This window comes from Sphingomonas sp. TF3, from assembly GCF_003985085.1.
Taxonomy (GTDB): Bacteria; Pseudomonadota; Alphaproteobacteria; order Sphingomonadales; family Sphingomonadaceae; genus Sphingomonas.
Genome location: NZ_RWKS01000016.1, coordinates 46,515 through 66,650, shown reverse-complemented (window position 1 = coordinate 66,650; position 20,136 = coordinate 46,515). Strand labels below are relative to the sequence as shown.

Below are 20,136 nucleotides of genomic sequence, written 5' to 3'. Positions count from 1 at the left end.
CAATGTGTAGAAGGAGCGTACCCCGAGAGGATCGCGCAGTCGGGGGTGTCGGCGCGGATGCGGGGCCGACCATTTACTGGACAATCAGCGGCGGCGAGACTGGTCGCGGCCCGGCGTCGTCGCATCGCTCTGACGCAATAGGCCGTCAATAAGATCGCCTATAGATCGGACAATATACTTGAGCGAAATACGAATATGCTGTAATTAATACGTGCTTGATCGACTCGTGATATCGGCAGGCCAGTCCGCTTCAAATAGAGTATATTTGATATCCCACGGCTATCGCATAGCCCGTGGCGTTAACGCGTGACCTTTTTAAAAAAGCGATAAAAATCGGTTTTAATCCGTAACCCTAGGAAAGGATGTCGACTATGACCGTCTACAATATCCAAAATCAGTGGGGCGGTTCGTCCGCACCGTGGCACGACGGTGGGGTGCTCAACATCGGAAACCGCGCAGACCAATTGCCCACCGCACTCCATATTCAATCCGGCGATGGCGGACTGAGCTTCACCGGTACGATGACGTATCAGGGTGAGGGGCCGATCGGCCTGCGCGCAACGCGCGTGACCGAAAATTGCTACCAGGCCGAAAACCAATGGGGTGGCAACGACGCCCCGTGGCACGATGCGGGCCTGTTCCTGCTCGGCGCGCGCGATGGCCAGAATGCGGTGGCGTTCGACCTGACGTCCAAGGACGGTCAGACGGTGACGGGCACGATGACCTATTCGGGTGAAGGCCCGATCGGCGTCAAGGGCACCAAATCTCCCGGTCTCGCCTTCAACGCCACCAATCAATGGGGCGGCAGCGGGGCTCCGTGGCATCAGGGCGGCCAGTGGGTGATCGGGTGCCGGCCGGACCAGCCAGTGGTTGGCCTCGAAGTGTCGAGCCACGACAATGGCAAGACGCTGACGGGTACGATGACCTATAAGGGCGAAGGTCCGATCGGCTTCCGCGGCACGCGCACGATGGCCAACACCTACAGCGTGGTGAACCAATGGGGCGGCAACGACGCACCCTGGCATCCGGGTGGTGAATGGGTGCTCGGCTGCCGCGGCAAGCAGGGCGTCGTCGCGATCAGCGCCAAGGGCGACGGTGCGAACCTGAACGGCACGATGATGTATGCCGGGGAAGGTCCGATCGGTCTCGCGCTGGTGCCGAGCGTCGCCAAGGTCCACGCCACGGCGTGAAGATGACGGCCGCTCCCCGGCACGACCGGGGGGCGGCATGTCGTGGGTGCGATCGCAATCGTGCCGGGTCTTGGCTGTTGTGTGACGAAATGTTGCTGGGGATCGGGGTAGGATCGCTCGGACCGCTGTGTGCGTTGACGCTGCTGAAGCGCGTCCCTACCGAAACGGACACATGAAACCTTGCCTGACCCCACGCCGATGACGACTGCCCCCACTATCGTCCTGGTCGAGGACGACCCCGCGCTACGCACGCTGACCACGCGGGCGTTGCAGGAGCATGGCTATACCGTCCGCCCCGCCGCCTCCGCGCCCGAAATGTGGCTGGCGATGGACGCCGGGCCGGTCGACCTGGTGCTGCTCGACATCATGTTGCCGGGCACTGACGGTATCGAGCTGTGCCGGCGCTTGCGGCAGAAGAGCAATGTGCCGATCATCTTTATCAGTGCCCGCGCGAGCGAAACCGATCGTGTCGTCGGACTGGAGCTGGGGGCGGACGATTATCTTGCCAAGCCGTTCGGCACGCGCGAACTGACCGCGCGCATCCGCGCCGTGCTGCGCCGGACCGAGGCCCCGCGCGACACGCAGGATCGCGAGGAAGGCGTGCGCCGCTTCGACGGCTGGACGGTCAGCTTGCCGCGGCGCGAATTGCAGGCACCGAGCGGCGCGGTGGTCGATCTGACCGGGGCGGAGTTCGATCTGCTGGTCAGCCTGCTCGACCATGCCGGCCGCGTGATCGCGCGCGAACGGCTGATCGAACTGTCGCGCACGCGTATGGGGGACAGCACCGATCGCAGCGTCGACGTGCTGGTCAGCCGCTTGCGCCGCAAGCTGACGACCGAGGGCAGCGCGCCGCCGATCGTGACGGTGCGCGGGGTCGGCTATATGTTCAACACCACGGTCGAGCGTTCTTGAGGCGTTTCGTGCATCCCTCGCTCGGGCTGATCGGGCGGGTCGTGGCGATCCTGCTGCTCGCGATGCTCGTCGAATTTACCATGAATGCCGTGCTGTACGAGCGCGCCAGCCAGTTTTCGGTGCGCGACGATGTCGGGCGGCGGCTGGCCGAACATCTGGTGATCGCGCGGCGGCTGACGATGGATACGCCAGTGGCCGAGCGCCCGGCGATGGCGCGGCGCCTGTCGACCCCGCATTACACGATGGCATGGAGCGCCACCGCGCCCGCGCCGACCGACCCCGCGCTTACCCAGATGCGCGCGCGCGTGCTCAGCTGGGAACCGGTGCTGCGCTCAGGCGATTTGCGGCTCCACCTCGATACGATCGGTGAGGATGCCTATGTCGCGGGGGCGAGTGCGCTGCCCGATGGGAGCTGGCTGCATTTCCGCACGGTTGAGCCGATCGACAGCCTGGACGAATCGTATAGTCGCATCCTGATCGCCTTCGCCATCGCGGGCGGCGTGATGGTGCTTGGCGGTGCGCTGATCGGGCGGACGCTGCGCCCGATGCGGCAATTGGCGGATGCGGCGGACCGCTTCGGCACCGCCGAGCCGCGGCCCTTGGTCGAGGAGGGGCCGGGCGAGGTGCGCCGCGTCATCACCGCGTTCAACCGGATGCAGGCGCGCATCCAGCAACTGATCGCCGATCGGACCCAGGCGCTGGCGGCGGTGGGGCATGATATCCGCACCCCGCTGGCGCGGCTGCGGTTGCGCGCGGAGGGCGTCTCGGTCGAGCCGCTCCGCGACGAAATTTTGGGCGACGTGGCCGAGATGGATGCCATGGTCGCATCGCTGCTTGCCTTTCTCGGTGGCGAGGATGACCCCGAAAAACCCGTGCTGGCCGATCTCGCCGTGCTGTGCGCGACGCTGGCCGACGATGCTGCGGATCACGGGCGCGAGGTGCATTATGTGGGCCCATCGCATCTCGAGCATCGCTTCCGACCGCTCGGTATGAAGCGCGCGCTGACCAATCTGGTCGAGAACGGCCTGCACCACGGATCGGTGGTGACGATCGCGCTCTCCGCCACTGCGCGTGACGTAATTTTGCGGGTCGAGGATGACGGGCCGGGTATTCCGGAAGACGCCTTGCAGAGCGTGCTGGAGCCGTTCGTCCGGCTCGATACCGCGCGTCGGCGCGATACGCTGGGGCTGGGGCTGGGGCTGGCGATCGTGGTGCGACTGGTCGACCTAGAAGGCGGCGCGCTACGCCTCACCAATCTGCCCGAAGGCGGCCTGCGTGCGGAAATCCGCCTGCCACGTTGATCGGAAACGCTTCCTTACAAAAGTGCCGCGTTGCAGCAAAACGCAGTTCGTATCTGATCCTGTGAAGCCCGCGCAGCCCCCGCGCGGTGCAAGCAGGAGCCAGGTTCATGAACGAGCTGATCGGTCGCGTCTTCGACTTTCAGAAGTCGGTGTTCCCCAATCAGAGCGCGCTCTACGCGAACCTCGCCGTCAACGGCCAGCGGCCAAAAGCGCTGATCGTGTCGTGCGCGGATTCGCGCGTGGTGCCCGAGGAAATTCTGCAGGCCGCCCCCGGCGATCTGTTCGTCTGCCGTAATGCCGGCAATATCGTTCCCCCGTTCAGCAACGCCAATGGCGGTGTGACCTCGACGGTTGAATATGCCGTCATGGCGCTGGGGGTGCGCGACATCATCGTCTGCGGTCATTCCGATTGCGGCGCGATGAAGGCGTTGATGAACCCGTCGTCGCTGGAAACCATGCCCAATGTGGCGGCGTGGTTGCGCCATAGCCATGCGGCGCATTCGGTGGTGAGCGATGCCTATCCCGATCTTGACGGCCACGATCAGGTGCGCGCGGCGGCGCTGGAAAACGTCGTGGTGCAGATCGCGCATCTGCGCACGCATCCGGCGGTCGCCTCGGGCATCGCGCGCGGCGAGCTGGCGCTGCACGGCTGGTTCTTCGACATTCACCAGGGCGCGGTGTTCGCGCTCGACGGCGGCACCGGGCGCTTCGAGCAGATCCGCGACGATCGCCCGATGCCGGTCGCCTTGCCCGCGCAGCAGCGCCTTGCTTCGGGCGTATCCTATCTGGAGGCGGCTGAATGAGCTTCGCCGGTTTCAAATTGCCGACGCTGGCAGTGGCTTCGCGGGATTTTACCGCGTCGATCGTCGTGTTTCTGGTGGCGATGCCCTTGTGCATGGGCATCGCCATCGCGTCTGGTGTGCCGCCTGAAAAAGGCCTGATCACCGGCATCATCGGCGGCATCGTCGTGGGGGCGCTCGCCGGTTCCCCCTTGCAGGTCAGCGGCCCCGCCGCTGGCCTTGCCGTCGTCGTGTTCGAGCTGGTCCGTGACAAGGGCCTGTCGGCGCTGGGACCGATCCTGATTCTCGCCGGGCTGATCCAGCTTATTGCCGGCATCCTCAAGGTCGGCGGCTGGTTCCGTGCGATCTCGCCCGCCGTCGTCCACGGCATGCTCGCCGGGATCGGCGTGCTGATCGTCGTCGGCCAGTTCCACGTGCTGTTCGATGCGCGGCCCTTGCCGAGCGGCATCCAGAATCTGCTCGCCATTCCCGGCCGTTTGTTCGGGTTGTCGGCGACCAACGTCTCGGGCGTCGAACAGGCGTTCATGATCGGCCTGTTGACGATCGCGGCGATGCTGGGCTGGGAACGCTTCCGCCCGGCTGCGCTGAAGCAAGTGCCAGCAGCGCTCGTCGGCGTTATGGTCGGCACGCTGACCGCGTTCAGCCTCGGCCTCACGATCGACCGCGTCGATGTGCCGCAATCGATCGTCGCCGCCGTCGCGCTGCCCGCGCCGGACTTCCTGGCCAAGTGGATCGACCCGTCGATCATCGTCGCAGCGCTTGCCATCGCCTTCATCGCCAGCGCGGAGACGCTGCTGTCGGCGGCGGCGGTCGACCGGATGCACAATGGCGTGCGCACCGATTACAATAAGGAACTGCGCGCGCAGGGCATCGGCAATTTGCTGTGCGGCGTGGCGGGCGCCTTGCCGATGACCGGCGTGATCGTGCGCAGCTCGGCCAACGTGCAGGCGGGCGCGACGACGCGGCTCTCGACGATGCTGCACGGAATCTGGATTCTGGGCTTCGTCGCGTTGCTGCCGTGGCTGCTGCGCGAAATCCCGATGGCGGCGCTGGGCGCGATCCTGGTGGTGACCGGGGTTCGGTTGGTCAGTCTCGCGCACGTCCGTCACCTGTTCCACAGCTATGGCGTGTTGCCAGCGCTGATCTGGGCGGTGACCTTGGTCGTGGTGGTCGCGGAAGATTTGTTGACCGGCGTGCTGGTCGGCATTGCGCTTTCACTGCTGGAACTGGTGCCGCATGTGCGTCGCCTGGGCCTGAAGGTCGAAATGCCCGATGAGACTGAAGGGCGCTGCATGGCGCTGGCGGGCAGCGCGACCTTCGTGACCTTGCCCAAATTGTCGGACACGCTGGATGCGCTGCCGATGGACGGGCCGACTTGCCTCGACGTATCGCGGCTGACCAAGGTCGACCACACCTGCGCCGAGCTGATGAAGGAGTGGCTCGCGCGGCGGCGTGCGGCCGGGCATCCGGTCGAATTGACCGGTGCGTCCTACAAGCTCGCCACGATGACCGCGTAGCAAGCAACGCTTCGTTACAAAGCGGCAAGATCGCGGCACCACCGCGACGCTACACCAGAACTCCCGAGGTCGACCGCTCCCCATCGCATCCCCCAATCCGGCGATGAGAGGAGCGGCGGCACCGGACCGCGGGCGGGAACCCACCACCACTTCAAAGGGGGATCCCATGTATCGATTCACGTTCGCCGCCGCGCTCGCGCTGATCGCCAGCCCCGCCGTCGCGCAGGACACGGGCGGAGACACCGCACCGCCACCGCCGTTCAAGGTATCGGGCAGCGTCGCGCTCGTCTCCGACTATCGCTTCCGGGGCGTGTCCCAATCCGACAAACAGATCGCGCTGCAGGGCGGCATCACCGTCACCCACGAAAGTGGCCTCTACGCCAGCACCTGGGCCTCGAACCTTGCCGGCTGGGGCACCTTTGGCGGTGCCAATCTCGAGCTCGATCTGGTCGGCGGCTATAAGCGCCCGCTCGCTGGCGGCACGATCGATGTCGGGCTGACCTGGTACATGTATCCCGGAGGTGCCGCTCTCACCGATTTCGCCGAACCCTATGTCAAAGTGAGCGGCACGCTTGGTCCTGCAACCTTGCTGGCGGGTGTCGCCTATGCGCCAAAGCAGAAGGCGTTGGGCAATTTCTCCAACACGGCCGAAAGCCGCGGGCAGTCCCAGGACAATCTCTATCTGTGGGGCGATGGCAGCGCGGGCATTCCGGGCACGCCCGTCACCGCCAAGGCGCATCTCGGCTATTCCAAGGGCAATCCGGGACTGGGGCCGAATGGCACCAGCGTGGCACCGACGGGGAGCTATTGGGACTGGCTGCTGGGGGTCGATTATGTGGTCGGCCCGGTGACGCTGGGCGTCGCTTATGTCGACACCGACATCAGCCGCGCGAAATCGGCCTATTTGCTGCCCAACTTCTCCTCGACCAAGAACGGATCGTCGATTGCGGGCAGCAAGGTGGTGTTCAGCGTTTCCGCCGCATTCTAACCGCCGGTAATGGCCGCCGGGGCAGCAACCCCGGCGGCCATCTTTCCTTAGGCGGCGTCGACCAGCACGATCTCGCTATCCTCGATCGCGGTTACCCGCAGCACCGCTTCATCGCGGATCGCCGCACCGTCGCGGGCGTTGACGCGCACGCCGTCAATCTCGATCGCGCCCGTCGCGGGGACGAGATAGCCGCGCCGATCCTTGCCGAGCGGATATTCGGCGGTCTCGCCCGCCTTGAGCGTGGCACCGACAACGCGGGCGTCGGTGCGGATCGGCAGCGCATCGCCATCCTCGGCAAAGCCGCTCGCCAGCACCACGAACTGTCCGGCGCGATCGCCCTTGGGGAAGGGGCGGGCACCCCAGCTTGGCTTCTCGCCACCGCGCGTCGGCTGGATCCAGATCTGGAAGATCCTGGTGGTGATATCCTCCTTATTATATTCGGAATGGGTGATGCCCGTGCCGGCACTCATCACCTGGACGTCGCCCGCCTCGGTGCGGCCGAGATTGCCGAGATTGTCCTGATGCGTGATCGCGCCTTCGCGGACATAGGTGATGATCTCCATGTCGCGATGCGGATGCGGCGGGAAGCCAGTCTGCGGGGCGATCGTGTCGTCGTTCCACACCCGCAAATTGCCCCAATTGGTGCGCGCCGGGTCGTAGTAATTGGCGAAGGAGAAATGGTGCTTGGCATCGAGCCAACCGTGATTGGCACCGCCGAGGCTGGCATAAGGGCGAAGGTCGATCATGGCGCAAACTCCTGTGCTGCGGTGGACTGGCAGGGTGCCGGTCCGTCCGTCGATGACAGGGATATAGAGCGGCTCGACTTCGCTGCTCAGTCGGATAAAGTGCATCGAAACGTTCGAGAAAGTTGATATGCACAATCCCGGTACGCCAACCCTGGACCAGCTCCGCGTGTTTCTGGCCGTGGTCGATACCGGCAGTTTTGCCGCTGCCGGGCGCAAACTCAACCGCGCGGTGTCGGTCATCAGCTATGGCATCGCCAATCTCGAGGCGCAATTGGGCGTGCTGCTGTTCGACCGGGAAGGCACGCGCAAGCCGAAGTTGACCGAGGCCGGGCGCGCGGTGCTGGCCGAGGTGCGCAGCGTGGCGCAGGGCATCGACGGTCTTCGCGCCAAGGTGAAGGGGCTGCTCGACGGGCTGGAGGCCGAGGTGCATCTGGCGGTGGACGTGATGCTGCCCGCGCAGCGGCTGGGCAAGGTGTTGCGCGCCTTCGCTGCCGCTTACCCCACGGTCACGCTGCGCTTGCATGTCGAGGCATTGGGAGCAGTGGTCGCTTTGGTGCAAGATGGGGAAGCGGTGGTCGGCATCTCCGGACCGCTGGCGGCGGGGCGTGTGGGGATCGAAGCGGTGACGGCGGGATCGGTGCAGATGGTGCCGGTCGCCGCGCCCGACCATCCGCTCGCGCGGATGACGCCGATTCTGCCCGGCGCAGGGCGCGATTTCGTGCAACTCGTGCTCACCGATCGCTCGCCCTTGACCGAGGGGCGCGACTTTGCGGTGATGAGCCCGCGCACCTGGCGGCTGGCCGATCTCGGCGCGAAACATGAATTGCTGCGCGAGGGGATCGGCTGGGGCAACATGCCGCTGCCGCTGATCGCGGGCGATCTGGTCGCGGGGACGCTGGTGCGGCTGGCCATGCCCGAACAGCCGGGCGGGATCTATCGCTTCTCCGGCATCTGGCGGCGTGACGTGCCGCCCGGCCCGGCGGCATCCTGGCTGCTCGACCAGTTCGTCGCGCAGGGCCGCGAGGATGCCGAGCTTCCGGGCGTTCCCGACGTGTGAGCGTGGCTCACGCTCCCAGCGGCTTGCCCGCATCGGGATGCAGCGTGCAGGCGATCGTCCCGCCCAGGATCAGCGCCCCGGCCACTGCGAGCGGCACAGCCAGCCCGTATCGCACCAGCACCGCACCGAGCGCAGCGCCCAGCAAGATCGCCACCACCGCCGCGATTCGCCGCGCCCAATTGGGGTTGCTGCCGCCCGCCAGCGTCGAATCGGCGGCGAGGCCGGTGATCGTGAGCGTCAGCACCGTGGTCGTCAGGTCGGGCACCTTCAATTGGCGGATCGTGGCGTTGCGGTAGCCCATTGCGACCGCCGTCAGCGCGATGATCGCAAACAACTGCCATTCGGGCGTCAGCGTCGCCGGATCGAAGCCGATCGCGATGACGGCCGCGACGACGAGCAGCACCGCTTCGATCAGCGCCGACCAGAGCAGCCAGTGGCGCAGCGGGCGGTTGGTGTGGAAGCGCCCGGTGCGCCCGGCGAGGAACGCGCCGAGCATGAAGGTGGCGATCGCGATCAGATAGGGCGCGACGGTAAAGCTGGGCGTGCCCGCCGCGGCAAAACCCAGAAACACGATGTTCCCGGTCATGTTCGCCGTGAACACCTTGCCCAGGCCGAGCACGCTGGTCGCATCGACCAGGCCGGTGGTGAAGGAGAGCAACAGCAACAGCGGCGGCAACAGAGCGGGTTGGGGAGGCGTGGGGGTGGCCATTGTCATCATCCTTCAGAAACGGAAGTCGCTTTCAAGACCCAGCATCGTGATCGTCCGCGCGGGGCCTGTCTCGCGGATGAAGGTGCCGGGCGCGAAGGCGGAGAGCGAGGCGGAAAAGCTCAGCTCGCGCGTCGCCTGCCATGCAACCGTCGCTTCGATCTCCTTGCCGATGAAGCGCGCGCGCGACGTGCCCGGCGCGCGGATCAGCCGACCAGGAATATCATACACCCCATCCGCCAGCGAGGCACGCCAATAGGCCATGCCGGCTAGGCTCGCCGTGACACCGTTGCCAAATGTGCCGGACACTTGCGGGTTGAGGTTGATCAGATTGTACGGTCCGACCGGGGACAGCTCGCCGAAATATTTGCCCTTGGGGAAGAGCGCGTTGAAGGTGCCCAGGTGGTGGTCATTGGGGTTGCCGTCACCACTCGCATAATCGAGGCGGACTTGCAGATCGGGGGCGAAGCGGATCTTGGGGAAGTGCCGCCCGACCTCGCTGCCAAGCGTCCACGCGCCGATCGAGCCATCGGCGAAGCGGCCGAATTGCGCGACGCCCTCGACATTCCAATGCCAGGTGGTGACATCGCCGAACCAGCGCGCGCCGATGCTGTGGCGCAGCTCGCGCGCCGTCACGCCGCCGAAGGTCGCCTGGGTGTTGCGATAGCCCAAATAGTAGAGATCGACCCCGCTGCGTGGGCGTTTGACCGAGCCATAGGCCCCCCACAGCGCGCGGGTGCGGGAACGACGATCGTCGAAACTGCCGAGGCCCGGTTCGACCGGGCGCACGGCGATCAGGCTGAGCGTCGCGCCGCCAAGCGAGGCAAGTCCGCGAAATCCATCAAAGGCGAGCGGGACATTGGGGCCGTAGCGCGTGCCGACCATCCGCTCGGTGCCGAGCGACAGCATCTGTCGCCCGGCGCGCAGCGTCAGGCCGATGGCGTCCTGGTCCCCGGTATGCGCCTCGCCCAGCCGCACGTCGACAAAGCCCTGCAGCAGATCGGTGCGGGTCTGGTCGATCGGCGAATTGCTCGGGCGTACGCCAATCGCATAGGCAGCGATCGGCTCGAGGAAAGCGCGAACCCGCCCGGCATGCAGATCGGCATAAGGCATGGCGCGCAACCACAGATAACTGTCATTCGGGGCCGGGGCACCGCCCCAGAGGTTGTTGTGATAGGTCTCGTTGCGCAACCGCAACTCGAGCCCGGTCGAGGCGTAGCTGTCGGTGCCGAGCGGGATATAGTTGAACTGTTCGGTCCAATGCCCTGTCCGTTGGGCGGGGTCGGCGAGCGTGGACCAATCCTCGTCATAGCGTGTCGTGGTCAGCGTCGGGGGTTTCCAGGCGTCGCTCGATTGCGCCGCCGCCGGGCTGACGGTGACGAGCGCGAACGTGGCCAGGACACCGGCGCGGCGCACCTCAGCGCCGCCGCGCCGCGACCATCGCCACCATAACGAACGCGGCGACCAGGCCGAGATGCTCGAAAAAGTCGTTGGTCGCGATGAAGCGCGCTTGCCCCTGCATCGCCCAGAACGGGCTGGCGATGAAGGCGGTAAGCAAGGTGAACACGCCCAGCGCGCCCGCCGCCAGCCAGACGAAACGCCCCCAAAGGATCAGCATCGATCCGACCAGTTCGACCAGCAGCGTCAGCGCTGCGGTCAGTTCGGGCGGATGCACGCCGAAATGCACTTGCTCCGCCACCGCCGAGGGCCAGTTGCCCAGCTTGGCCACGCCGCCGATGAGATAGGCGCTGAGCAACGCCAGCCGCACGACGAACCAGGTCGGTGGCCAATCGAGGATCGCGGTGACGAAGCGTGGGGTTTCGTGCCCGGTCATCGCGCGGTCTGGCTGTGGATTTCGGCGATATAGCCGCCGGGGAAGCGCACGATCGCCGATTGGCGATCGGCTTCGGCATGCGCCGGGACCAGCGTCTCGACGCCCGCCGCCTGCGCCCTGGCGAGCGTGGCGGGAAGGTCCGCAACGGCATAGCCGGTCATGTCGCGGCCATAGGGCCAGGGCAGTTGGCCGTTGGAAACCATCACCGTCATGTCGCCATAGCCCGAGGTCAGGCGAATGCGGCGATAGGCAGTGCCCGGCTGGCCGATCTCGACGCCGGGCGCGGCCTTCTCATCCGACACCGTCCTGGCGTGCGCAAAGCGGGTCCAGCTTTTGACGAAGGCATCGGCACGGTCTGCGGTCAGATAGACGCGGTTTTCGGGCACGGTCACCAGCGTGGGATAATTGGGCTTGGTGGTGTGCCAATAGAGCTGCATGTTCACGCCGCCCGGCCATTGCACGACGGCATCGCGCCCGATCGGATCGGGGAAGGTGGTGATCAGCCGCGCCGCGCCGGATGCCACGGCCGCATCGACCGCCGCATCCATGTCGCTGACCAGATAGCCGTTACGCTCGACCCCGAAGGGGTAGGGGATGGGCGTGGTGAAGCCGAACACCGACACCGACCCCGCCTGGGTCAGCACCAGTTGCGACCAGGTCTTGCTCGTGGTCGGGGTGACCTGAAACGCGCCCTTCTTGGTCGTCGTGCCGCCGAAAGTAGCGATCAGGCTGGTGACGAAGCGATCGAAATCCTCGGGCGCGACATAGACGTGCGTCGTGTCATATTGCGGGCCGACGGCATAATCGGCGGTGACGGCTTCGCGCGCCAGCGCAGGGGCGACAGGGGCGACGGGGGCGGTGCCGAGCATCAGCGCGGCGAGGAAGAGCGGCAGGCGTTTCATGGCGTGTCTCCGTGGGAAAAGCATCAGACGGCCCAGCAGCCGCAGCCGAACGAACCCCAGAAAGTCTGGACGTCGGCGGTGGGGGCGCTGGTGGCGAGGGCTGCGGCATGGTCATGGCCGTGGACCGCGCAACCGCTCGCGCATCCGCAGGCGCTCGCCAGCTTGGCGGCGGTGTCGGGGGTGCGGTGATAGCCGCCAAAGGTCGCGACCGGGGACCAATCGGGCATCGGCCGGGGCAAGGCCGGGGCGAGCGGCGCATAGTCGCCCTCGCCATAGACCACCGCGCCGCCGAGCACGGTCAGCACCGACCGCAAATGCGGGATTTCGCTTTCGGCCACGCTGAAATAATCGGCCGACAGCACCGCGAGATCGGCAAGCTGGCCGACCTTGATCTGCCCCTTTTTGCCGACTTCGTTCGAGAACCACGTGTTCTCATGCGTCCACAGCCGCAGCGCCTTTTCGCGGCTCAGGCGGTTGACGCCGGGGTAGAGGCCGAGGCCGCCGACGGTCTTGCCCGTCACCAGCCAGTTGAGCGACACCCAGGGGTTATAGCTGGCGACGCGCGTCGCATCGGTGCCCGCCCCGACCGGCAATCCGGCGGCCATCATCTTGGCGATTGGCGGAGTGCGCTCGGCGGCCTTTGCGCCATAGCGTTCGACGAAATATTCGCCCTGATAGGCCATGCGATGCTGGATCGCGATGCCACCGCCGAGGGCTGCGATGCGGTCGATATTGCGGTCGCTGATCGTCTCGCAATGGTCGAAGAACCAGTTGATCCCAGTGAAGGGAATGTCGCGCGCGACCTTCTCATACACATTGAGCGCGCGGCCGATCGTCTGGTCATAAGTGGCGTGCAGCCGCCACGGCCATTTATGTTCGGCGAGCAAGCGGATGACGGGTTCGAGGTCGCCCTCCATGTTTGCCGGCATGTCCGGGCGTTCGACCCGGAAATCCTCGAAATCGGCGGCGGAATAGACCAGCATCTCGCCCGCACCATTGTGGCGATAGCTGTCGTCGCCCTGGCCGGGCGTCACCTGCTTCACCCAGCCGCTGAAATCGGCCAGCTCCTCCTTGGGCTTTTGCGTGAACAGATTGTAGCTGATGCGCACGGTCAATTGGTCGTCGGCGTGCAACTGCTCGATGATCGCATAATCATCGGGGTAATTCTGGAAGCCGCCGCCCGCGTCGATCACGCCGGTGACGCCAAGGCTGTTCATCTCGCGCATGAAATGGCGCGTCGAATTGAGCTGATATTCGGGGGGCAGCTTGGGGCCCTTGGCGAGCGTGGAATAGAGGATCGTCGCATTGGGCTGTGCCAGCAACAGGCCGGTCGGGTTGCCCGCCGCATCGCGCACGATCTCGCCGCCCGGTGGGTTGGGCGTGTCCTTGGTATAGCCGACGACGCGCAAAGCGGCGGCGTTGAGCAGCGCGCGGTCGTACAGATGCAGGATGAACACCGGCGTATCGGGCGCGATCGCGTTCAGTTCGGCGATGGTCGGCAAGCGCTTTTCGGCGAATTGATGCTCGGTAAAGCCACCGACCACGCGCACCCATTGCGGCGCGGGGGTGATGTCGACCTGGCGCTTGAGCATGGCGAGCGCGTCGGCAAGGCTCGGCACGCCATCCCAGCGCAGCTCCATATTATAGTTCAGCCCGCCGCGGATGATGTGCATGTGGCTGTCGATCAGGCCGGGGATGATGCGGCGGCCCTTGGCATCGATCACGCTCGCGTGCGGGGCGGCGGCGCGCACCTCCGCTTCGCTGCCGACCGCCAGGAAACGCCCGTCGCGGATCGCGATCGCCTGCGCTTGCGGGTTTTCGCGGTCGAGCGTGGTGACCTTGGCGTTGACGAGGATGAGGTCGGTGGGGGGCATGGGCGAAATCCTTGCGAAAAGCGGGGCGGCAAAGGTGCCGATCGCCGCCCCGGCGATCGTCTGGCGGCGGGTGAGGTCGTTCATGCGTCCTGGTCGGGGTGGTCGCCGGGCAGGCGGCCAAAGACATGTTCGGCCGCTTCGGCGCGCAGGAAGGCAACCGCTTCGCCCGAGCTGACGCGCTTGACGAGCGGAATGACTTGTTCGCCGACGAGAATGCCGAGCAACCCGACCAGGGCGATGGCGGGCGGTGCGGGCGAACGCACGCCAAGCAGGCTGTAAATCAGCCCAACCAGCAAGCCGACGGCGAGCGAGATGAGATATGGCTTCATTTAGGTCACTTCCTGCTGGAGCGGTAAAGCCTGCAGCATCGGGGCGGGCGGGGGGCTTGGGACCCGCCCCGACGCGCCATCCTCAGCCGTGCTGGCCTTCGGAAGCCCCGAACATCGTCTTGGCGTAAGTGATGCCCAGCCCATAGGCTCCGCCCCATTTACGGGCGATGGCGGTGGTCGACTCATAGCTATCCACCCGTGCCCAATCGCGCTGCAGTTCGAGCAGATACTGCACCGACGTCATCGGCGTCGCGCCAAGCTGGATCATTCGCTGAACCGCGCGCTCATGCGCTTCGGGCGAAACGTCGCCGCAGGCATCGGCGATGAAATAGACATCGAAGCCCTGGTCGATCGCCGAGGCCACGGGACCGACGATGCAAACGCTGGTCCACAGCCCGGCGAACACGATGCGGGTCTTGCCGATGCGGTTGACCTCGTCGATCACGGCGGCATCTTCCCACGTGTTCATGCTGGTGCGGTCGAGCATTGCCTGGCCGGGAAATGCGTCCTTGATCTCGTCGAACATCGGGCCCGAAAAGCTCTTTTCGGCAACCGTCGTCAGGATCGTCGACACGTTGAAGGATTTGGCGGCATTGCTGATGAGTGCTGCATTGTTGCGCAGCAATTCGGCACCGATCGATTTGGTGGCGAACGCCATTTGCGACTGGAAATCGATCAGTACGAGCGTGTGGTCGGTAGGCGAAATCAGCGATTTGCCGGGCGTTGCGGTCGCGGTGATGGTCATGGGAGGAACCTTTCTTACAATGTCGGAGTGGAAAGCGTGGTGTGGATCGCGATGCCGCTTTTCAGCGTCAGCGTGACGGGGGTGCGCTCGGCAATCTCGGCCAGGCGGGTCTGTGCGGCGGTGTCGGGCCCGACGATCGTCAGCAGCCGTTCGACACGGTTGCCATCTGGGCCGCCGACCAGGCGCAGCGCCACGTCGAGCGTTTCGATCGGCCAGCCCTTGCGATCGGCATACATGCGCAGCGTGATCGCGGTGCAGGCCCCCAAAGCGGACAGCAGCAGGTCGTACGGCGCGGGGCCGGCGTCTGCGCCGCCACGGCTGGCGGGTTCATCGGCGGTCAGCATATGGTGCCCGGTCGTGATCGCGGTGCGGTAGAATTCTGTGCCGATCCGGGCGGTGGCTGTGGCCATGCTACGATCCCTTCAAAGCGACAGCAGCGCGATCGCGTCGATCTGCGCTGGGTTGAAACCATGGGTCGACAGGCCATCCGCGAGGTCGCGGGCCGGGGTGCAGCGGCGGCGGGTCGTGCAGACGAACCGGCGGACCGCCTCGCGGCGCGGATCGGCGGCCACATCGGCGCTGCGCTTGCGGAAGAAGTGCGGCGCACATCCGCAGGCATCGGCTTCGCGCAGCGCGTCGGCGACGTCAGACCATTCGCGATTGTTGAGGACGGGCGGTGGGAGCAAAGACGACATCGGAACCTCCTGTGGCGACCCGGCAAGAGATGGCGAATTCACGACGTCAGCGGCAGACGTATAAAATCGGTCAGAACGTTCCAAATTGTTGAATAGCGTTCCCATGAGCTCTGTTTAGCCACATTGGCGAGAACGGTCTTGGATCGCCGTGATGCGACCAGCATCTATCTGCGACACCCGTTCGTGCGCGCAGCCGACATTTCTAATAATTCGAACGAACGATACAATTTTATTCCACTGGTTGAGGGGGAGGGGCAGTGCCATCTTTGCGGCAACGGCGGGATTGGTCCGCCCCAAAGGAGATTTCCCATGGCTACCCTACCACTCGGTGCAACTGCCCGCCCCTCGACCAGCGCCGCTGCGCTTCCGCTCGTCGGCCGTACCGCGATTGCCGCGATCTTCGTCCTCAGCGGTCTGTCCAAGCTCGCCGCGCCCGCCGCCACGATTGGTTATATCCAGTCGGTCGGCCTGCCCTTGCCGCAAGTCGGCTTGGCGATCGCGCTGGTCGTGGAATTGCTCGGTGGTGTGGCGCTCATCCTTGGGTATCGCACGCGTCTGGTGGCGTCGGTGCTGGCGGTGTTCGCGATCGCGACCGCGCTCGCCTTCCACAGCGCGCTTGGCGACCAGAACCAGTTCATCCACTTCTTCAAGAACGTCGCTATTGCCGGTGGCCTGCTCAACGTCATCGCGCTGGGTGGCGGAGCGTGGAGCCTCGACGCCCGTCGCTGAACCACGGTCCTTCGCAGGAGAAAAAAAGCCGGACGGGGTACCCCGTCCGGCTTTTTCGTGCGCGGATGTTGCGTCTATCCAAGATCGCGCCGCGTTGTGCGGTTATGTTCGCCGTGAAAGGAACTTCGATGTCCGACCCTGACCCCAACCCCGACTCGACGCCCGATGTGCCGGCCGAGGACCATGAGGAAGAGCTGATCGACGAAGGTCTCGAGGAAAGTTTCCCCGCCAGCGATCCGCCCGCTGCTCCGCGTTTCGATTGAGCGGGGCGATGCAGAAGCTGCTCGTCCTTTATGGCTCGTACCGCTCCGACCGTATGGGCATTCGCCTTGCGGATTATCTCGTCCGACGCTTTCAGGCGCGCGGGGTCGACGCCGAATTGATCGACGCAAAGGCGGTCGGGCTGCCGATGCTCGATCGCATGTATAAGGAATATACCCCCGCTGAGGCACCGTCGGCGATGGCTGCGCTGGCAGCCAAGATCCGTGAAGCCGACGCCTTTTTGTTCGTCACAGGCGAATATAATTGGGGCGTGCAGCCGGGCCTCAAGAACCTGACCGACCATTTCCTTGAGGAATGGTTCTGGCGTCCCGCCGCGATCGCCAGCTATTCGGCGGGGCGGTTGTCCGGGGTGCGCGCCGCGCAGGCTTGGCACCCGACATTGGCGGAAATGGGCATGGTCGTGGTATCGAGCACTCTCTCTATTGGGCCTATCAGTGCAACGCTCGACCCCGCGGCGCAGCCGATCGGGGGCGGCGGTGCGGCGCTGGAAGCGGGGTTCGACCGGTTCGCTGATGATCTGACCTGGTGGGCGGATGCGGCGGCGCGGCAACGCGCGGTGGTGGCACCGCCTTATTGACCACGAGCGTTCTGCTGCGTTCGCGGCAGAACGATTTCGTTTGATAAAGGTGGGGGCTAAAGCGCAGGTGCACTGGTATCGTGCGCTTCCCGTCCTTCGCCGGACAGCGCGATCGTTGCGCGCGGAGGAGCGGGGGGTCGATGAGTAGGGATGTAGTGATTGCCCATGCGCGCCCCGGTTCCTCGCGGGCAGCACCGATCGCGCCGTCGCGCCGCGCCGTCGTCACCGGCCTGTGCGCCGCAACCCTGTGCGCCGCCGCGCCCACGCCCGCCCGTCCGCAACGGATCGTCTCGCTCAACCCCTGCCTCGATGTCATCCTCGTGCAACTGGTCGACCGCCGCCGGATCGCGGCGCTCAGCCATTGGGCGAGCGAGGCCAATGGCTCGACCATCGCAGCCCTCGCGCGCACGCTGCCCAAAACCTATGAGAGCGCGGAGGAAGTGATCGCGCTCGCGCCCGATCTGGTGTTGGGCGCAAAGCTGATGCCGCTGGCGACGCGGCAGACGCTTGCGCGCAGCGGCTTGAACACCGCTTTGTTCGATGTGCCCGAAACCATCGCCACCAGCATCGCCCAAGTCCGCGATGTCGCGCGCGCCGTGGGGGAAAGCGCGCGCGGCGAGCGCATCGTCGCGCGGATCGAGGCCGCGCTCCGCGCCGCCGCGCCGCCGCCGGGCACGCGCGCCGTCTCGGCGCTGGTGTTCATGGCCGGGGGCTTCGCTTCGGGGCCGGGGACGCTGATGGACGAACTGATGCGCCGCGCAGGGCTCAGCAACGCGATCACGCGCTATGGCTTCACCCAGTCGCGCAACGTGCCGCTCGAACTGCTGGTCGCCGATCCGCCGCAACTGCTGCTGTCGGGCGAGGCCAGCGCGGGCGCGCCGGGATGGGCGCAGCGGGTGATGCAGCATCCGGCGCTGGCGCATGTCGCCGGCGGGATGCGGCGCGCGGTGTTCCCCGAGCGGCTGCTCTATTGCGGAGGGCCGGTGATGATCCCGGCGCTCGCCACGCTGGTGCGCGCGCGGCAAAGCGTGGTTGGGGCATGATGCTGCGGCGGATCGCGCTCTATGCCGGGCTGCTGGTGCTGCTCGCCGTGCTGGCGGGGCTCAGTTTGATTGCGGGGCGGGTGTGGGTGCCGCTGTCGGCCTGGAATGTCGCGAGCAGCGATCCGCGCTGGGCGATCATCGCCGATCTTCGGGTGCCGCGCACCATCCTTGGCATGTTGATCGGTGCGGCGCTTGGCCTGTCGGGCGCAGCGCTGCAGGGTTATACGCGCAATCCGCTGGCCGATCCCGGCGTGCTCGGCGTGTCGGCGATGGCGGCGCTGGGTGCGGTGCTGACGCTCTATTATGGCGCGACGCTCGCCAGCATCTGGGTGCTGCCCGGCGCGGCGATGCTGGGCGCGTTGATCGGCGTGGGGCTGCTGCTGCTGCTCTCGGGCAGCCGGTCGAGCCTCGTTACCTTCGTGCTGGCGGGCGCGATCCTCAATATCGTGGCGAGTGCGGGCATCTCGCTCGCTTTGAGCCTCGCGCCGAGCCCCTGGGCGGTGGGCGAGATCGTCGACTGGCTGATGGGATCGCTGCAGGATCGCAGCGTCGATGAAGTGCGGCTGGCCGCCCCCTTCATCCTCGCCGGGGCCGCGCTGTTGCTGACGACGGGCCGCGCGCTCGATGCGCTTACGCTGGGCGAGGCGGGCGCACGTTCGCTCGGCATTTCGCTCACGCGGACACGCTGGACGCTCGCGCTGGGTGTGGGCCTGGCGACGGGCGCGGCGGTGGCAGTGAGCGGGGTGATCGGCTTTGTCGGGCTGGTCGTGCCGCATGTGCTGCGCCCGCTGGTCGGCGCGCGGCCGGGGGCATTGCTCGCCCCCAGCGCGCTCGGCGGCGCGGTGCTGGTGCTGGCAGCGGACATTCTCGTGCGCGTGACTCCGGCGGCGGGCGAGGTGAAGCTCGGCGTGGCGATGGCGGCGTTGGGCGGGCCGTTCTTCCTGGCGCTGCTGCTAACGCTCCGGCGGAGGATCGCATGAGCGTGCTGTCGTGCCAGGATGTGCGGGTGACGCTGGGCGGGCGCAGCGTGCTGGCGGGCATCGACCTGACGCTCGCGGCGGGACAGGTGACCGCGATCGTCGGGCCTAATGGCGCGGGCAAATCGACCTTGCTCGCCTGCCTCGCCGGGCTGCGCACGCCCGATAGCGGCGCGGCGCATCTCGACGGTCAGCTGGTCACCGCCATGCCGCCGCGCGCGCTCGCCCAGCGGCTCGCCTTTTTGCCGCAGACGCCGGAAATCGCCTGGGCGGTGGGTGCGCGGACGTTGGTGGGGCTTGGGCGCATTCCCTTTCTGGGCGCGCGCGGTGGCGGCAGTGCCGATGCGGCGGCGGTGACTCAGGCGATGGAGCTGGCCGGGGTCAGCGACTTTGCGGGCCGCGTGGTGACGAGCTTGTCGGGCGGCGAACGCGCCCGCGTCCTGATCGCCCGCGCGCTGGCCGGGGAGCCCGAATGGCTGCTGGCCGATGAGCCGCTGTCGGGGCTCGACCCCGCGCATCAGCTAGACGTGGCGGGGCTGTTCCGCGTGATGGCGCTGGCCGGGGCCGGGGTGGTGGTGACGCTGCACGATCTGACGATGGCGCTGCGCCTAGCCGATCGCGTCGTGGTGCTGGCGGCGGGCGCGGTGCTGGCCGACGGCGCGCCCGTCGACGCGCTGAGGCCGGACGTGCTGCGCGCGGCTTACGGGATCGAAGCGCGCGTGCTGGCGGGGGCGCAAGGCCCGATCATCGATGTGGTGCGCAGGGCTGGGTGAGGGGCGTCGCCTGTGCTTCTCCCTCCGTTCGTGCTGAGCGTGTCGAAGCACCTTCGCCGTAAGGATGGTCTGCGTGTGTGGCGAGGGCCCTTCGACAGGCTCAGGGCGAACGGGAGTGGGGGAGTGCCACACAGGGGGGATTGTGCCCGACCGTTCGCG

At 66.4% G+C, this 20,136-nt stretch carries 23 protein-coding genes; 13 read left to right on the top strand and 10 right to left on the bottom strand.

The window, feature by feature from the left end:
• The first annotated feature begins 371 nt into the window (after positions 1-371).
• From EJC47_RS14735 to EJC47_RS14710, 6 genes are all read left to right on the top strand, one after another.
• Positions 372-1,190: a lectin OAA family protein gene (locus EJC47_RS14735; RefSeq protein ID WP_126848698.1), complete on the top strand. Its 819-nt coding sequence runs from the start codon at positions 372-374 to the stop codon at positions 1,188-1,190.
• A gap of 198 nt (positions 1,191-1,388) precedes the next feature.
• Positions 1,389-2,102: a response regulator gene (locus EJC47_RS14730; protein WP_033966545.1), complete on the top strand. Its 714-nt coding sequence runs from the start codon at positions 1,389-1,391 to the stop codon at positions 2,100-2,102.
• Positions 2,099-3,403, top strand: a complete 1,305-nt coding sequence (locus EJC47_RS14725; protein WP_033966547.1) for an ATP-binding protein — start codon at positions 2,099-2,101, stop codon at positions 3,401-3,403. The genes EJC47_RS14730 and EJC47_RS14725 overlap by 4 nt, the downstream gene beginning before the upstream one ends.
• 107 nt (positions 3,404-3,510) lie before the next feature.
• Complete coding sequence (locus tag EJC47_RS14720) at positions 3,511-4,206, top strand: carbonic anhydrase (protein WP_010403597.1); 696 nt, start codon at positions 3,511-3,513, stop codon at positions 4,204-4,206.
• Positions 4,203-5,720 carry a SulP family inorganic anion transporter gene (locus tag EJC47_RS14715; protein ID WP_126848697.1) on the top strand — a complete coding sequence of 506 codons (1,518 nt, stop codon included), beginning with the start codon at positions 4,203-4,205 and terminating at the stop codon, positions 5,718-5,720. The genes EJC47_RS14720 and EJC47_RS14715 overlap by 4 nt, the downstream gene beginning before the upstream one ends.
• Positions 5,721-5,886: 166 nt before the next feature.
• On the top strand, positions 5,887-6,708 hold the full coding sequence (locus EJC47_RS14710; protein ID WP_126848696.1) for a TorF family putative porin: 822 nt from the start codon (positions 5,887-5,889) through the stop codon (positions 6,706-6,708).
• A 47-nt stretch (positions 6,709-6,755) separates the two neighbouring features.
• Here the strand turns inward: EJC47_RS14710 and EJC47_RS14705 are convergent, their stop codons facing one another.
• On the bottom strand, positions 6,756-7,454 hold the full coding sequence (locus EJC47_RS14705) for a pirin family protein (protein ID WP_033966568.1): 699 nt from the start codon (positions 7,452-7,454) through the stop codon (positions 6,756-6,758).
• A gap of 127 nt (positions 7,455-7,581) precedes the next feature.
• On the opposite strand from EJC47_RS14705, the gene EJC47_RS14700 reads away from it, so the two are divergent.
• Positions 7,582-8,511, top strand: coding sequence for a LysR family transcriptional regulator (locus tag EJC47_RS14700; protein WP_126848695.1), 930 nt, complete (start codon positions 7,582-7,584; stop codon positions 8,509-8,511).
• 7 nt (positions 8,512-8,518) lie between these two features.
• Here the strand turns inward: EJC47_RS14700 and EJC47_RS14695 are convergent, their stop codons facing one another.
• From EJC47_RS14695 to EJC47_RS14655, 9 genes are all read right to left on the bottom strand, one after another.
• Entirely contained in the window at positions 8,519-9,220 is a 702-nt protein-coding gene (locus tag EJC47_RS14695) for a YoaK family protein (RefSeq protein ID WP_126848694.1), read from the bottom strand.
• A 12-nt stretch (positions 9,221-9,232) separates the two neighbouring features.
• Entirely contained in the window at positions 9,233-10,633 is a 1,401-nt protein-coding gene (locus EJC47_RS14690; protein WP_126848693.1) for an alginate export family protein, read from the bottom strand.
• 1 nt (position 10,634) lies between these two features.
• Positions 10,635-11,051 carry a DoxX family protein gene (locus tag EJC47_RS14685; protein WP_126848692.1) on the bottom strand — a complete coding sequence of 139 codons (417 nt, stop codon included), beginning with the start codon at positions 11,049-11,051 and terminating at the stop codon, positions 10,635-10,637.
• Entirely contained in the window at positions 11,048-11,953 is a 906-nt protein-coding gene (locus tag EJC47_RS14680) for a glyoxalase (RefSeq protein WP_126848691.1), read from the bottom strand. The genes EJC47_RS14685 and EJC47_RS14680 overlap by 4 nt, the downstream gene beginning before the upstream one ends.
• A 23-nt stretch (positions 11,954-11,976) precedes the next feature.
• Complete coding sequence (locus tag EJC47_RS14675) at positions 11,977-13,911, bottom strand: amidohydrolase (protein WP_409574488.1); 1,935 nt, start codon at positions 13,909-13,911, stop codon at positions 11,977-11,979.
• Positions 13,908-14,156, bottom strand: a complete 249-nt coding sequence (locus tag EJC47_RS14670; protein ID WP_033966553.1) for a XapX domain-containing protein — start codon at positions 14,154-14,156, stop codon at positions 13,908-13,910. The genes EJC47_RS14675 and EJC47_RS14670 overlap by 4 nt, the downstream gene beginning before the upstream one ends.
• An 82-nt stretch (positions 14,157-14,238) precedes the next feature.
• On the bottom strand, positions 14,239-14,901 hold the full coding sequence (locus EJC47_RS14665) for a hydrolase (protein ID WP_033966554.1): 663 nt from the start codon (positions 14,899-14,901) through the stop codon (positions 14,239-14,241).
• A 14-nt stretch (positions 14,902-14,915) separates the two neighbouring features.
• The gene (locus EJC47_RS14660; RefSeq protein WP_033966555.1) at positions 14,916-15,311 is read right to left on the bottom strand and encodes an OsmC family protein; all 396 of its coding nucleotides are present in this window, start codon (positions 15,309-15,311) and stop codon (positions 14,916-14,918) included.
• Positions 15,312-15,323: 12 nt separating this feature from the next.
• Positions 15,324-15,596, bottom strand: a complete 273-nt coding sequence (locus EJC47_RS14655) for a hypothetical protein (protein WP_126848690.1) — start codon at positions 15,594-15,596, stop codon at positions 15,324-15,326.
• Between the two features lie 309 nt (positions 15,597-15,905).
• On the opposite strand from EJC47_RS14655, the gene EJC47_RS14650 reads away from it, so the two are divergent.
• The 6 genes from EJC47_RS14650 to EJC47_RS14630 all read left to right on the top strand — a co-directional run bounded on the left by EJC47_RS14650 (position 15,906) and on the right by EJC47_RS14630 (position 19,977).
• The gene (locus EJC47_RS14650) at positions 15,906-16,325 is read left to right on the top strand and encodes a DoxX family protein (protein ID WP_033966559.1); all 420 of its coding nucleotides are present in this window, start codon (positions 15,906-15,908) and stop codon (positions 16,323-16,325) included.
• 128 nt (positions 16,326-16,453) lie between these two features.
• Positions 16,454-16,588: a hypothetical protein gene (locus EJC47_RS21385; protein WP_260591593.1), complete on the top strand. Its 135-nt coding sequence runs from the start codon at positions 16,454-16,456 to the stop codon at positions 16,586-16,588.
• Positions 16,589-16,596: 8 nt separating this feature from the next.
• A complete protein-coding gene (locus EJC47_RS14645; protein ID WP_126848689.1) occupies positions 16,597-17,184 on the top strand; it encodes an NADPH-dependent FMN reductase in 588 nt (195 codons plus the stop codon).
• Between the two features lie 140 nt (positions 17,185-17,324).
• Positions 17,325-18,227 (top strand): ABC transporter substrate-binding protein, encoded by a 903-nt coding sequence (locus EJC47_RS14640; protein ID WP_126848688.1) that lies wholly within the window; start codon positions 17,325-17,327, stop codon positions 18,225-18,227.
• Positions 18,224-19,207 (top strand): FecCD family ABC transporter permease, encoded by a 984-nt coding sequence (locus EJC47_RS14635; RefSeq protein ID WP_126848687.1) that lies wholly within the window; start codon positions 18,224-18,226, stop codon positions 19,205-19,207. The genes EJC47_RS14640 and EJC47_RS14635 overlap by 4 nt, the downstream gene beginning before the upstream one ends.
• Positions 19,204-19,977 (top strand): ABC transporter ATP-binding protein, encoded by a 774-nt coding sequence (locus EJC47_RS14630; RefSeq protein ID WP_126848686.1) that lies wholly within the window; start codon positions 19,204-19,206, stop codon positions 19,975-19,977. The genes EJC47_RS14635 and EJC47_RS14630 overlap by 4 nt, the downstream gene beginning before the upstream one ends.
• The last annotated feature ends 159 nt before the right edge of the window (positions 19,978-20,136 follow it).